Annotated in this window: 9 protein-coding genes; 5 read left to right on the top strand and 4 right to left on the bottom strand. The window is 71.1% G+C overall.

Going from position 1 to position 13,666, the window contains the following annotated elements; all coding sequences use genetic code 11:
- Nucleotides 1-44: 44 nt before the first annotated feature.
- Both ACFWFZ_RS19405 and ACFWFZ_RS19400 read right to left on the bottom strand, forming a co-directional pair.
- Entirely contained in the window at nt 45-1,373 is a 1,329-nt protein-coding gene (locus ACFWFZ_RS19405) for a metallophosphoesterase (protein ID WP_387123849.1), read from the bottom strand.
- A gap of 260 nt (nt 1,374-1,633) precedes the next feature.
- The gene (locus tag ACFWFZ_RS19400; protein ID WP_387123847.1) at nt 1,634-2,749 is read right to left on the bottom strand and encodes a LacI family DNA-binding transcriptional regulator; all 1,116 of its coding nucleotides are present in this window, start codon (nt 2,747-2,749) and stop codon (nt 1,634-1,636) included.
- Between the two features lie 361 nt (nt 2,750-3,110).
- On the opposite strand from ACFWFZ_RS19400, the gene hisC reads away from it, so the two are divergent.
- On the top strand, nt 3,111-4,190 hold the full coding sequence (hisC, locus tag ACFWFZ_RS19395) for a histidinol-phosphate transaminase (protein WP_387123845.1): 1,080 nt from the start codon (nt 3,111-3,113) through the stop codon (nt 4,188-4,190).
- A 56-nt stretch (nt 4,191-4,246) separates the two neighbouring features.
- Here the strand turns inward: hisC and ACFWFZ_RS19390 are convergent, their stop codons facing one another.
- Nucleotides 4,247-4,615, bottom strand: coding sequence for a cyclophilin-like fold protein (locus ACFWFZ_RS19390; RefSeq protein WP_387123843.1), 369 nt, complete (start codon nt 4,613-4,615; stop codon nt 4,247-4,249).
- 188 nt (nt 4,616-4,803) lie between these two features.
- Between ACFWFZ_RS19390 and ACFWFZ_RS19385 the strand changes: the two genes are divergently transcribed.
- The 4 genes from ACFWFZ_RS19385 (at nt 4,804) to ACFWFZ_RS19370 (ending at nt 12,754) form a co-directional block, all read left to right on the top strand.
- Nucleotides 4,804-6,309 (top strand): cytochrome ubiquinol oxidase subunit I, encoded by a 1,506-nt coding sequence (locus tag ACFWFZ_RS19385; protein ID WP_387123841.1) that lies wholly within the window; start codon nt 4,804-4,806, stop codon nt 6,307-6,309.
- An 18-nt stretch (nt 6,310-6,327) separates the two neighbouring features.
- A complete protein-coding gene (cydB, locus tag ACFWFZ_RS19380; protein WP_387123839.1) occupies nt 6,328-7,329 on the top strand; it encodes a cytochrome d ubiquinol oxidase subunit II in 1,002 nt (333 codons plus the stop codon).
- A gap of 19 nt (nt 7,330-7,348) precedes the next feature.
- Nucleotides 7,349-10,930: a thiol reductant ABC exporter subunit CydD gene (gene cydD / locus ACFWFZ_RS19375; RefSeq protein WP_387123837.1), complete on the top strand. Its 3,582-nt coding sequence runs from the start codon at nt 7,349-7,351 to the stop codon at nt 10,928-10,930.
- A gap of 72 nt (nt 10,931-11,002) precedes the next feature.
- Nucleotides 11,003-12,754, top strand: coding sequence for a GAF domain-containing protein (locus ACFWFZ_RS19370; protein WP_387123835.1), 1,752 nt, complete (start codon nt 11,003-11,005; stop codon nt 12,752-12,754).
- 11 nt (nt 12,755-12,765) lie between these two features.
- Here the strand turns inward: ACFWFZ_RS19370 and ACFWFZ_RS19365 are convergent, their stop codons facing one another.
- Nucleotides 12,766-13,653, bottom strand: coding sequence for a Cof-type HAD-IIB family hydrolase (locus tag ACFWFZ_RS19365; RefSeq protein WP_387123834.1), 888 nt, complete (start codon nt 13,651-13,653; stop codon nt 12,766-12,768).
- Between the last annotated feature and the right edge of the window lie 13 nt (nt 13,654-13,666).

Here is a 13,666-nt window from a genome sequence, read left to right as displayed (position 1 = left end):
CGCCGTGACAGGGGCTTTCCAGAAATACCCCTCTGCGTAAGCTCTCAGTCGCTCAGCGGAAGTCGAACGACGAGCAGCTTGCCCGCCATCGTCACGCCGCCGTCCATCGCGATGGCGAGCCCGTCGGCGTAGACGTGCGGGCCGTCCACGGCCTCCGGTCCGCGTGAGTCGTCGCCGTCCTCGGTTCCCACCTCGCCCAGCAGGTACGGGATGGGGCTGTGGCCGTGCACGACGCGGCTGCCGCCGTAGGTGTCGAGGAGTTCGCGGACGGCCTGCGGGCCGGTCTCCTCGTCGCGGAAGGCGAACCGCTTGGTGAACTTCCGGAAGAGGTCCCACGTGATGTCGACGTCGCCCCGGTTGAGGAGCTCGTGGATGGTGTCGTTGACGTCCTCGATGGAGTCGCCGTAGTCGAGGTAGGCCGTGGTGTCGGAGTGCAGCAGCAGGTGGCCCTCCTCCAGCACGGCCGCGTCCAGCCGCGACATCCACTGCAGGTGTACGTCCTGCAGGCGCTCCATGTCGGTGCGCTGGCCGCCGTTGAGCAGCCAGGCGGCCTGGAAGGTGGCGGTGCCGGCGCCGGAGACGACAGGGGTGTCGCCGAACCGCTTGGCCCCGATGAGCAGCAGTTCGTGATTGCCCATCAGGGCCTTGCAGTAGCCGCCGGCGGCGGCCGCCTCGGCGGACAGCCGCATGACGAGGTCGATGACGCCGATGCCGTCGGGGCCGCGGTCGGTGAAGTCGCCGAGGAACCAGAGCCGGGCGTTGCCCGCGGACCAGCGGCCCTCCGAGTCGATCAGACCCTGGGCCTGCAGCTCGGTGACGAGCTCGTCGAGGTAGCCGTGGACGTCGCCGACGACGTAGAGCGGGCCGGGCCCGGCGGCGTCCTGCGGGACGTACTGGACCTGGACGGTGTCGCCGGGGCCGCCGAGCGAGCCGGAGCTGATGACGGGGAGGTCCCGGTAGGTCGGGGTGTAGCCGTCGAGTTCGTCCTCCTCGGGGCCCTGGCTCATCGCCTGCACCGGCTCGGCTTCGGCGTTGGCGTCCGCCTGGGCGTCGGCGTCGGCCTGCGCCTGAGGGTGCGGCTGCGGGCGGCCCTGGGGGCGCGCGTGCGGGTGCTCTTCCCGGCGCGGGTCGTGCCGGGGGTCGTGGCGCGGATCCTGGCGCGGATCGTGGTGTGGGACGGGCGGCGCGAGCGGCGCGGGAGGCTGCGGCGCGTCGCCGGGCTGCCGCGGCACGGCGGCCTGTGCGACGTCCTCGTAGTACGCGGGGTACTCGCCGTACACGGGGGCCTCGTCGGGCATACCGGTGGATACGGCGTACTGCGCGGCGGGTTCGGTGACTGGCACCCGGAAGTCCCGCAGCGTTTCCGTCCGCATCGCGGGTCCCTGACCGGCCCCCTGAGTCATCGACCCCTCCACCACCGTCGCGCTGCCGTACACCTGCGGACCCTCCTGACCTCCGGGGAGGAGGGTCCGTGATGTCGTGCGCCCATCATAGGAATGCGGCTCGCGCTGTGTGACGCACCAGGGGTGGTGAATCCTTTGCGGAGCGTATCGTTCCTACCGTTTTTGCCCGATATTGGCGTTGCTGAAATCCTGGACCGCCCGGTGATCAGGCCGACTGGACGGTCTGGCGGTCAGTCCTGAGCCGGAGATCGGGGCGGGCTGACGGTCGTGCGGGGCTGCCTGCGCTGCGAAGAGGTGCGGACGATCAGCTCGGTCGGGACGACCTGTTCGACCGGGCGTCCGGTGTCCACGCCCTCGATCGCGTCGATGAGCAGCTGCACGACGGCGGTGCCGATGCGGCGCGGTTTGAGGGACAGGGTGGTGATCGGCGGCTCGGTGTTGGCGTACACGGTGGACTCGCTGCAGCAGACGAGCAGCAGGTCCTCGGGGACGCGCAGGCCGTAGCGGCGGGCAGCGGCGAGCAGGTCGGTGCCGTTGGGGTCGAAGAGCCCGTAGACGGCGTCGGGGCGGTCGGGGCGGGCGAGGAGCCGGTCGGCGGCCACGGCGCCCGCGCACGGGTCGTGGGCGGGGTAGGACTCGTAGACGGGGTCCTGGCCGACGCGCTCGCACCAGTTGAGGTACGCGGTGGTGGACAGGCGGGTGTAGGTGTCGGTGGTGGTGCCGGTCAGCAGCCCGATCCGGCGGGCGCCGGCGGCGGCGAGGTGGTCGAGGAGGCCGAGCACGGCGGCCTCGTGGTCGTTGTCGACCCAGGCGGTGACGGGGAGGGAGCCGGCGGGCCGGCCGTCGGAGACCACGGGCAGGCCCTGGCGGACCAGCTCGGTGACGACGGGGTCGTGGTCGGAGGGGTCGATCACGACGGTGCCGTCGAGGGCGACGTTCGACCACACGTCGTGGCGCGAGGTGGCGGGGAGGATGACGAGTGCGTAGCCGCGGGCGAGCGCCGCCGAGGTGGCGGCCCTGGCCATCTCGGCGAAGTAGGCGAATTCGGTGAAGGTGAAAGGTTCATCCCCGTACGTGGTCACGGTCAGGCCGATGAGGCCGGACTTGCCGGTACGGAGGGTGCGGGCGGCGGCCGACGGGCGGTATCCCAGCCGGTCGGCGACTTCGCGAACGTGGCGGCGGGTGGCGTCGGGCAGCCGTCCCTTGCCATTGAGCGCGTCGGAGACGGTCGTGATGGATACGCCCGCCGCGGCGGCCACGTCCCTGATGCCGGCCCGGCCCTGTCGGCCGGCGGCCCGCCGGGTGGTCTCGGTCCGGCTCACCTGATGCTTCCCTGCTGCTGTCATGGCGAGCCGATAGTAGGGCTCGGTGGGGTGGGTGGTCCGAGTGCATATGCACCCGTTGACAGGTACGTTTCTGCATGGTTCGGCACCCGTAATGACCTTGGAAACAAAGGCATTTGATCGCGCAGGCTGATAGTGGAGCTTGTCGGCGGGACCGGGCATGCCAAAGCGGTGCGGTTTCGGGTCGGCCGCAACTCACCTGCACGAGGGATGCGCGCTACGGCGCAGGCCACCGGCGCGCGCATATATGCGCGCGCTCCCCCGCATTCCAGGCGCCCCCATTCTCGTGAGGGCGGAATCCTCATAAGGTGAGCAGTATTGAGTCGACGGCGACGTCGTACGGGACGGTCGAGGAGGACCTGCGGTGAGCGAGAACAGCCCGAAGCTGCGCGCCGAGCTGGACGGCATTCCGACATACAAGCCCGGCAAGCCGGCTGCCGCGGGCGGGCCCGTCGCGTACAAGCTGTCCTCGAACGAGAACCCGTACCCGCCGCTGCCGGGGGTGCTGGAGAGCGCCGTCACGGCGGCGGGGACCTTCAACCGGTACCCCGACATGGCCTGCACCGGCCTGGTGAACGAGATCGCCGAGCGGTTCGGCGTGCCGGTCGAGCACGTGGCCACCGGCACCGGCTCGGTGGGCGTGGCCCAGTCGCTGATCCAGTCCACGGCCGGCCCGGGCGACGAGGTCATGTACGCCTGGCGGTCCTTCGAGGCGTACCCGATCATCACGCAGATCTCGGGCGCGACCTCGGTGCGGGTCCCGCTGACCGAGGGGGACGTGCACGACCTGGACGCCATGGCCGCGGCGATCACCGAGCGGACCCGGCTGATCTTCGTCTGCAACCCGAACAACCCCACCGGCACCGCCGTGCGCCGGGCCGAGCTGGAGCGCTTCCTGGACCGGGTGCCCTCGGACGTCCTGGTGGTCCTGGACGAGGCGTATCGCGAGTTCGTGCGCGACACGGACGTCCCGGACGGCATCGAGCTGTACCGCGACCGCCCCAATGTCGCCGTGCTGCGTACGTTCTCCAAGGCGTACGGGCTGGCCGGCCTGCGGGTCGGCTTCGCGGTGGCGCACGAGCGGGTGGCGGCGGCGCTGCGCAAGACGGCGGTGCCCTTCGGCGTCAGCCAGCTCGCGCAGGACGCGGCGGTGGCCTCGCTGCGGGCCGAGGACGAGCTGATGGGCCGCGTCGGGGCGCTGGTGGGCGAGCGCGCGAGGGTTCACGAGACGCTGCTGGCGCAGGGTTGGACCGTGCCGGACACGCAGGCGAACTTCGTGTGGATGCGGCTGGGCGAGCGGACCGCGGAGTTCGCGGCCGCCTGCGAGAAGGCCGGTGTGGTGGTCCGGCCCTTCGCGGGCGAGGGCCTTCGGGTCACGATCGGTGAGCCCGAGGCGAACGACCTCTTCCTGCACACGGCGGAGGCGTTCTTCAAGGAGATCTAGTGCCGCGTCAGGCGCGGCACCAGGCTCTGCGGGCGCGGACGGGCCGGCCGGGAGGTTCAGGCCAGTTCCACGCGGACGGGATCGCCGTCGCGAACGGTGGAGAGCAGGCGGGGGTCGCCGTCGAACGAGCCGAGCACGTTGCACGGACTCGCCAGGCGGCTCTCGCCTCCGCGCGAGACGGGCGTCGGGCCGTAGGGCAGCGCGAGGGCGTCGCCCTCGGTCCAGAACGCGACGGTGCCGGGCTCGACGACCTGCCGGGCGTCGTCCTCCAGGGCCACGCTGACGCCGGTGTCGAAGTAGACCTCTTCGCCCCAGGTGTGGGCGGAGGCGGAGATCGGAAGGGCCTCGGCCAGTGCCTTGCTGGTCGGGGTCTCGTCCAGGGTTGCTGTGAGTTGGCCCGCAGGCCAGGAGATTCGAATCCGCATGAGCCAGATTCAACAATCTGTTGAACGGATTGGCTAGGGGGTACCCCGCGTGCAGGTCGCCGAAAGCGGTGCGCCATAATGCTTGTGAATGTGAACGCGTTCACAAGCGTGTCTGCTTCCTCCTGGTTCGAGAGGGCTCTGGAGGCGGATCTCCCTTGTGATCACGGCGACACGAAGGAGACGAGGACGTGGACCTGGCTCTGGCGCCAGAAACCCTGGCTCGATGGCAGTTCGGCATCACCACCGTCTATCACTTCCTCTTCGTGCCCCTCACGATCTCGCTCGCCGCGCTCACGGCCGGCCTGCAGACCGCTTGGGTGCGAACCGAGAAGGAGAAGTACCTCAGGGCCACAAAGTTCTGGGGAAAGCTCTTCTTGATCAATATCGCGATGGGTGTCGTCACCGGCATCGTCCAGGAGTTCCAGTTCGGCATGAACTGGTCCGACTACTCGCGATTCGTGGGTGACATCTTCGGCGCCCCCCTCGCCTTCGAAGCGCTGATCGCCTTCTTCTTCGAGTCCACCTTCATCGGACTGTGGATCTTCGGCTGGGACAAGCTGCCCAAGAAGATCCACCTGGCCTGCATCTGGATGGTGTCCATCGGCACCGTCCTGTCCGCCTACTTCATCCTGGCGGCCAATTCCTGGATGCAGCACCCGGTCGGGTACCGGATCAACGAGGAGCGCGGCCGGGCCGAGCTCACCGACTTCTGGCTGGTGCTCACCCAGAACACCGCGCTCACCCAGTTCTTCCACACCATCACGGCCGCCTTCCTCGTCGGCGGTGCGTTCATGGCCGGCATCTCCGCCTACCACCTGGCGCGCAGGAAGCACGTCCCCGTGATGCGCAGCTCGCTGCGCCTGGGCCTCGTCGTCCTGATCATCGCCGGCATGGGCACGGCGATCAGCGGTGACCTCCTCGCCAAGGTCATGTTCAAGCAGCAGCCCATGAAGATGGCCGCCGCCGAGGCCCTCTGGGACGGCGAGGCGCCCGCGCCCTTCTCCGTCTTCGCCTACGGAGATGTCGAGAAGGGCCACAACAAGGTGGCCGTCGAGATTCCCGGCCTTCTGTCCTTCCTCGCCAACGACGACTTCACCTCCTTCGTCCCGGGCATCAACGACGTCAACAAGGCCGAGCAGGAGAAGTTCGGGCCGGGCGACTACCGGCCCAACATCCCGGTCGCCTACTGGGGCTTCCGCTGGATGATCGGCTTCGGCATGGCCTCGCTCGGTGTGGGCATGCTGGGGCTCTGGCTGACCCGCAGGAAGTTCCTGCTGCCGCCGGGGCTGCGCACCGGGGAGGACGAGGTCCCGAACCTGGTGCTCTTCAAGAAGGCGCTGAGCCCCAGGATCGGCAACCTCTACTGGATCGTCGCCCTCTGGACCATGGGCTTCCCGCTCATCGCCAACTCCTGGGGCTGGATCTTCACCGAGATGGGCCGCCAGCCGTGGGTGGTCTACGGAGTCCTGCGGACCCGGGATGCCGTCTCGCCGCACGTCTCCCAGGCCGAGGTGCTCACCTCGATGATCGGCTTCACCCTGCTCTACGCCGCGCTGGCCGTGATCGAGGTCAGGCTCCTGGTCAAGTACGTCAAGCTCGGCCCGCCGGAGCTCACCGAGGCCGACCTCAACCCGCCCACCAAGATCGGCGGGGACGACAAGAACCCCGACCGGCCGATGGCCTTCTCGTACTGAGGCTGAGGAGAACGCACCATGGAGCTCCACGACGTCTGGTTCGTGCTGATCGCCGTCCTGTGGATCGGCTACTTCTTCCTGGAGGGCTTCGACTTCGGCATCGGCGTACTGACCAAGCTGCTCGCCCGCGACCGTACGGAGAAGCGGGTCCTGATCAACACGATCGGGCCCGTGTGGGACGGCAACGAGGTCTGGCTGCTCACGGCCGGCGGTGCGACCTTCGCCGCCTTCCCCGACTGGTACGCCACCCTCTTCTCCGGCTTCTACCTGCCGCTGCTGCTCATCCTGGTCTGCCTGATCATCCGCGGAGTGGCCTTCGAGTACCGGCACAAGCGCCCCGAGGACAGCTGGCAGACCAACTGGGAACACGCGATCTTCTGGACCTCACTGATCCCCGCCTTCCTGTGGGGCGTGGCCTTCGCCAACATCGTGCGCGGAGTGAAGATCGACCAGAACAAGGAGTACATCGGGAGCCTCCTCGACCTGCTCAACGTCTACTCGCTCCTCGGCGGTCTGGTCACCCTCACCCTGTTCACCTTCCACGGCGCGGTCTTCGCCTCGCTCAAGACCGTCGGCGACATCCGGGACCGCGCGCGCGGGATGGCGACCGTGCTGGGCCTCGTCGCCGCCGTCCTGGCGCTGGTCTTCCTGATCTGGACCCAGGTCTCGCGCGGTGACGGTAAGAGCCTGGTCGCGATGGCCGTGGCGGTGGCGGCCCTGCTCGGGGCGCTCGGCTTCAACCTGGCGGGCCGCGAGGGCTGGTCGTTCGCACTGTCCGGGATCACCATCGCGGCGGCCGTGGCGATGCTCTTCCTGACGCTCTTCCCGAACGTGATGCCCTCCTCGCTCGACACGGCCTGGAACCTCACGGTCACCAACGCCTCGTCCAGCCCGTACACCCTGAAGATCATGACCTGGCTGGCCGCCGTGGCCACCCCGCTCGTGCTGCTCTACCAGGGCTGGACGTACTGGGTGTTCCGCAAGCGGATCGGTACGCAGCACATCGTCGACGCGCACTGAGCCTGGAGGGATGTTTCACGTGAAACCGATCGACCCGCGCCTGCTCCGGTACGCCCGTTCCACCCGCCTCTTCCTGGGGGCGGTGGTGGCCCTGGGGCTTGCCGGGGCGGGGCTGGTCGTCGGTCAGGCAATGCTCATCGCCGAGATCGTGGTCGGCGCCTTCGAGGAAGGTCTCGGCGGCGCTGCTCTCCGTACGCCGCTGTTGCTGCTCGCGGCGGTGGCGCTCGGCAGGGCGCTGATCGCATGGCTGACGGAGCTGGCCGCGCACCGTGCGGGCGCGGCGGTCAAGTCGGAGCTGCGCCGGCGGCTGCTGGACCGGGCCGCGGAGCTCGGTCCCGGGCATCCGGGCGGTCGGCGGACCGGGTCGCTGGTGTCGCTGGCGACCCGGGGCGTGGACGCCCTCGACGACTACTTCTCCCGCTACCTGCCCCAGTTGGGGCTCGCGGTCGTGGTGCCGGTGGCGGTGCTCGCCCGTATCGTCACCGAGGACTGGGTGTCGGCGGCCATCATCGTGGTCACCCTCCCCCTGATCCCGGTGTTCATGGTCCTCATCGGCATGGCCACCCAGTCCCGGATGGACCGCCAGTGGCGGCTCCTGTCGCGGCTGTCGGGGCACTTCCTGGACGTGGTGGCCGGTCTTCCCACGCTGAAGGTCTTCGGCCGGGCGAAGGCGCAGGCCGAGTCGATCCGTAAGATCACTGACGACTACCGGCGGGCGACGATGCGGACGCTGCGCATCGCGTTCCTGTCGTCCTTCGCCCTGGAACTGCTGGCGACCCTGTCGGTCGCGCTGGTGGCGGTGACCATCGGCATGCGGCTGGTCCACGGTGAACTGGACCTCTACACCGGCCTGGTCATCCTGATCCTGGCGCCCGAGGCCTACCTGCCGTTGCGGCAGGTAGGAGCGCAGTACCACGCGGCCGCGGAAGGGCTGGCGGCCGCCGAGGAGATCTTCGAGGTCCTGGAGACCCCCACCGTCGGCCCGGCGGGTACGGCGTACCTGCCGGGCGGCGCCCCCTTGCGGATCGAGATCGACGGGGTCGCCGTCCGCTACGAGGGACGTGACGAGGACTCGCCCCGTCCCGTCTCGCTGACCGTCGGACCGGGGGAGTGCGTGGCCCTCACCGGCCCGAGCGGGGCCGGCAAGTCCACCCTCCTCCAGGTGCTGCTGGGATTCGTGCGGCCGACTGCCGGGCGGGTGCGGATCGCGGGTACGGACCTGGCCGAACTGTCCCCGGAGCACTGGCGGAAGCAGATCGCGTGGGTGCCGCAGCGGCCCCACCTCTTCGCCGGGACGGTCGCCGAGAACGTACGGCTGGCCCGCCCGGACGCCCGTGACGGCGAGGTGGCCGCCGCGCTGAAGGACGCCGGGGCCTGGGAGTTCGTGTCCGCGCTGCCGCGCGGGGCCGAGACCCTGCTGGGCGAAGGCGGTGTGGGCCTCTCCGCCGGGCAGCGGCAGCGCCTGGCGCTGGCCCGGGCCTTCCTGGCGGACCGGCCGGTGCTGCTGCTGGACGAGCCGACGGCGGCGCTGGACGGCGAGACCGAGGCGGGGATCGTGGACGCCGTCCGGCGGCTCTCCGCCGGGCGGACGGTGCTCCTGGTCGTGCACCGGCCGGCCCTGCTCGCCGTCGCGGACCGGGTGGTCCGCATGACGGCCGGTCCGGGGACCGACGGTCCCCGCCCTGGAGCGGCCCTGCTCGCAGGGCCGCTCCCCCACCCTGCGGTAACCGGAGCCGGTGCCGAGGAGCCCTCCCCCGGCGGTCTCGACCCGGACGCCGGCGAGTGGATCCTCGGTGCAGCCCCCGAGCGGGTGAGGCCCGGCGGAACGTCCGACGCGGAGGGAGCCGATCCGCTGCGCCGGGTGCGGGCGGTGGCCAGGGCATGGCAGGGGCGGTTCAGGCTGGGGCTGCTGCTCGGGTCGCTGGCCGTCGGCTGCAGCGTCGGCCTGATGGCCGTGTCGGGCTGGCTGATCTCCAGGGCCTCCGAACAGCCCCCCGTCCTCTATCTGATGGTGGCCGTCACCGCGACCCGGGCCTTCGGACTGGGCCGCGCCGTCTTCCGGTACGCGGAGCGGCTCGTCTCGCACGACGCCGTCCTGCGGATGCTCGCCGACCTGCGGGTGTCGGTGTACCGGCGGCTGGAGCGCATCGCGCCCGCCGGGCTGCGCGAGCACCGCCGCGGGGACCTGCTGGCCCGGCTGGTCGCCGACGCCGATGCCCTGCAGGACTACTGGCTGCGCTGGCTCCTGCCCGTCGGCACCGCGGTGCTCGTCGGAACGGGCTCGGTGGCCTTCACGACCTGGCTGCTGCCCGAGGCCGGAGCGGTGCTCGCCGTCGGCCTCCTCGCCGCGGGGCTCGGGGTACCGCTGGTCAGCGGTGCCTGCGCCCGCCGTGCGGAGCGCAGGCTCGCGCCCGCCCGGGGCGAGCTCGCCACCCGGGTGGCCGACCTGCTCACCGGCACCGCGGAGCTGACCGTGGCCGGGGCGCTGGGGGACCGCAAGGGCCGGGCTCGGGAGAGCGACGGAGTCCTGACGCGTATCGCCGCCCGGGGCGCCGCCGCGGGCGGGCTGGGCGGAGGGTTGTCCGCCCTCGTCTGCGGGCTGACGGTCGTGGCCGCCGCGGCCGTCGCCGCGAACGCGGTCCATGACGGACGGCTGTCCGGGGTCGCGATGGCCGTCGCGGTCCTGACGCCCCTCGCCGCCTTCGAAGCGGTGAGCGGACTCCCCCTCGCCGTGCAGTACCGCCAGCGGGTGCGCCGTAGCGCCGAACGGGTCTACGAGGTCATCGACGCTCCCGTCCCCGTCGCCGAGCCGGAGCAGCCCGCCACCGCGCCCGCCTCCCCCTTCCCGCTCACGCTGGCCGGGCTCACCGCCCGCCACCCGGGCCAGGAGCGGGACGCGCTGCGCGGCCTGGACCTCACCCTGGAGGCCGGCCGGCGTATCGCCGTCGTCGGCGCCTCGGGCTCCGGCAAGACCACGCTGGCCCAGGTCATGCTCCGGTTCCTGGACCCGGCCGAGGGCTCCTACACCCTGGGCGGCGCCGACGCGCGCATGCTCGACGGCGACGACGTACGGGCACTTGTGGGCCTGTGCGCCCAGGACGCGCATCTCTTCGACAGCTCGGTCCGGGAGAACCTCCGGCTGGCCCGCACCGGGACGAGCGAGGAGCAGCTGCGGGACGCCCTGGCCGCGGCCCGCCTGCTGGAGTGGGCGGACGGCCTGCCGGACGGGCTGGACACGCTGGTCGGCGAGCACGGCGAGCGGATCTCCGGCGGCCAGCGCCAGCGCCTGGCCCTGGCCCGGGCGCTGCTGGCGGACTTCCCCGTGCTGGTCCTGGACGAGCCGGCCGAGCACCTGGACCTTGCCACGGCGGACGCCCTGACCGCGGACCTGCTGGCCGCGACCGAGGGCCGGACCACCGTGCTGATCACGCACCGGCTGGCCGGCCTGGAGGCGGTCGACGAGGTGCTCGTGCTGGACCGTGGCGAGGTCGTGCAGCGCGGCGGGTACGCGGAGCTGGCCGCCGTGGAGGGGCCGCTGCGCCGGATGCTGGAGCGCGAACGGGAGACGGACGGGAGTATGGCCAACTTTCCCCGCTCATAGGGACTAACGAGAGTGCGTGCCGGGCGTCGCCACGGGGCGAACGTTGCCTGACGCGGCACTAGGCTCACGGACATGTCAGCGCAGCCGTCGCAGGAACCACCGGATCCCCTGCCGGATCCATCGCAGGGAGCACCGGACCCCTTGGCGGCGGCCACCCAGGCCACCAAGAGCCTGCACGGCCTGTCCACCGAGCTGACGGCCCGGGTGCCGCAGCTGCTGGAGGCCATGCGGTCGGTCGGTACCGGCCTGGAGCTCCATTCCACGCTCGACCGCATCTGCGAGACCGCGGCCGAGCTGGCGGACGCCCGCTACGCGGCGATCGGTGTCGTCGACACGGAGGGCCGAGGGCTCTCGGACTTCGTCACCCACGGGATCAGTCCCGAGCTGTCCCGGAAGATCGGACACCGCCCGGACGGGAAGCGGGGCCTGCTCGGAGCGTTGATCTCGCACTCCGACACCGTGCGGCTCGCCGATCTGACGAAGGATCCGCGCTCGGCGGGCTTCCCGGCGCACCACCCGCCCATGAAGACCTTCCTCGGTGTCCCGATCCGGGTGCAGGGGGAGATCTTCGGCAATCTGTACCTGGCCGAGAAGAACGGCGGCGTCGAGTTCAACGACTACGACCTCCACATGGTCCGGGTGCTGGCCACCGAGGCGGGCATCGCCATCGGCAACGCCCGCCTGTACGAGGCCGCCACCCAGCGCGAGCGCTGGATCGACGGCTCGGTGGCCGTCACCACTGCTCTGCTCTCCGGCGGGGACGCCGACGACGCCCTCTCGGTAGTGGCCGAGCAGGCCCGCCGGCTGGCCGACTCCGCCGCCGGGATCGTCCTGCTGCCGGCCGAGGAGGGCGGGATGGAGATCGTCGCGGTCTCGGCGGAGAACCCCGCCACGTCGCTCGGCGTGGTGATCCCGGCCGAGAGCCCGGTGGTCGACCACCTGCTGCGGGGGGACCCGGTCTTCACCGACGACGCCTCGTCGGACCCTCGCATGGTCAGCCGGCTCACCAGCCAGTACGGCCCGTGCATGATGCTCCCCCTGCACAGCGGGGGGCGGGTGCTGGGTGCGCTGGTCACCCCGCGCGCCCGCGGCAAGCGGCCCTTCACCGAGGCGGAGCGGACGTTGGCCACCCAGTTCGCCTCGCAGGCCGCGCTCGCGCTGATGATGGCCGAGGCGCAACGCGACCGGGAGCGGTTGGCGGTCTTCGAGGACCGTGACCGGATCGCCCGTGACCTGCACGACCTCGTCATCCAGCGACTGTTCGCCACCGGAATGATGCTGGAGGGCGCCCAGCGCCGGTCGATCGTCCCAGAGGTGCGCGACGGCGTGGGCAAGGCCGTGGACGAACTGGACGTGACGATCCAGGAGATCCGCACGGCGATCTTCGCCCTGCAGCAGGGACCCGCGGAAGCCCCGTCCGGGCTGCGCACCCGCGTCCTGCGGGAGATCAACATGGCGGCCGTCCCGCTGGGCTTCACACCCGCCCACCGCTTCCTCGGAGCCATCGACACGCTCGTCGGTGAGCTGGTGGGCAAGAATCTGATCGCCGCGCTGCGCGAGGCGCTGTCCAACGCCTTCCGGCACGCCGAGGCGTCCCGGATCGAGGTGGTCCTGGACTGCACCGTCACGCTGCCCGACGGCAGGGCCGGAGTCCGGCTGGAGGTCGCCGACGACGGGGTGGGCATCCCTGAGAGCGGCCGGCGCAGCGGCCTGCGCAACCTGCGGCGGCGGGCGGAGTCGCTGGGCGGCACGAGCTCCTACGGTCCCGGAATCGGGGACGGCGGCGGCGGGACCACCCTGGTGTGGGAGGCCCCGCTCCAGTAGGGCTGAGCTGCCTACGCCTGGTGCCATGTGAGGCGTTCGGCCAGGATGCGCTCGATGACGAGGGCGACCCCGTCCTCGTTGTTGGCGACGGTGCGGCCGGACGCGGCCGTGATCACATCGGGGTGGGCATTGCCCATCGCGTAGGAGGTGCCGGCCCAGCTGAGCATCTCCACGTCGTTCGGCATGTCCCCGAACGCGACGACCTCGTCGGGGGAGATGCCCCGTTCGGCGCAGCACAGCGCCAGGGTGCTCGCCTTGGACACGCCCTGCCCACTGATCTCCAGCAGGGAGGTGGGGCTGGACCGGGTGATCGACGCGTGCACGCCCGCGGCGGAGCGGGCCAGTACGAGGAACTCGTCCGGGGTGATGTCGGAGTGGTGCGCCAGCAGCTTGAGCACGGGCGCGGCGCTCTCGTCCGAGTGCTCGTGGAGCAGTTCCTCGGCGGTCGCGAGCTTGGCGCCCGGATCCTTGAAGAAGGGCGGGTAGGCCGGCTCGTAGTTGATGCCGGTGGTCAGCTCCACCGCGAAGGACGTGCCGGGCGCCTCCGCGCGCAGGGCTTCGACGACGGAGAGTGCGGCCTGTCTGGGGAGGTCCCTGACCTGAACGAACTCCCGCCCGGCGTGCAGGTCGACCACCGCCGCGCCATTGGCGCAGATCGCGAGGCCATGGCCGTGGACGTGGTCGGCGACCACATCCATCCATCGCGCAGGCCGACCGGTGACGAAGAAGACCTCGATACCCGCCTCCTCAGCAGCGGCCAGTGCCGCGACGGTACGCGGCGAGACGGACTTGTCGTCATGCAGCAGGGTGCCGTCGAGGTCGGTGGCGATAAGCCGGGGCATGGGGGTTGGCCCGTCCGGGCACTGAGGAGCCGAGGTCACGGCTCCATCTTCACCCATGTGAGCGGAGGAC

It is taken from the genome of Streptomyces sp. NPDC060232 (genome assembly GCF_042726555.1).
GTDB lineage: Bacteria > Actinomycetota > Actinomycetes > Streptomycetales > Streptomycetaceae > Streptomyces.
This window is presented reverse-complemented; position numbering and strand designations above follow the sequence as displayed.

Excerpts from the sequence above, each read along its gene's own strand:
- ACFWFZ_RS19400 (WP_387123847.1), bottom strand. The coding sequence starts at position 2,749 with ATGACAGCAGCAGGGAAGCATCAGGTGAGCCGGACCGAGACCACCCGG.
- ACFWFZ_RS19405 (WP_387123849.1), bottom strand. The coding sequence starts at position 1,373 with ATGCGGACGGAAACGCTGCGGGACTTCCGGGTGCCAGTCACCGAACCC.
- cydB (WP_387123839.1), top strand. The coding sequence starts at position 6,328 with ATGGAGCTCCACGACGTCTGGTTCGTGCTGATCGCCGTCCTGTGGATC.
- ACFWFZ_RS19365 (WP_387123834.1), bottom strand. The coding sequence starts at position 13,653 with ATGGGTGAAGATGGAGCCGTGACCTCGGCTCCTCAGTGCCCGGACGGG.
- ACFWFZ_RS19390 (WP_387123843.1), bottom strand. The coding sequence starts at position 4,615 with ATGCGGATTCGAATCTCCTGGCCTGCGGGCCAACTCACAGCAACCCTG.
- ACFWFZ_RS19370 (WP_387123835.1), top strand. The coding sequence starts at position 11,003 with ATGTCAGCGCAGCCGTCGCAGGAACCACCGGATCCCCTGCCGGATCCA.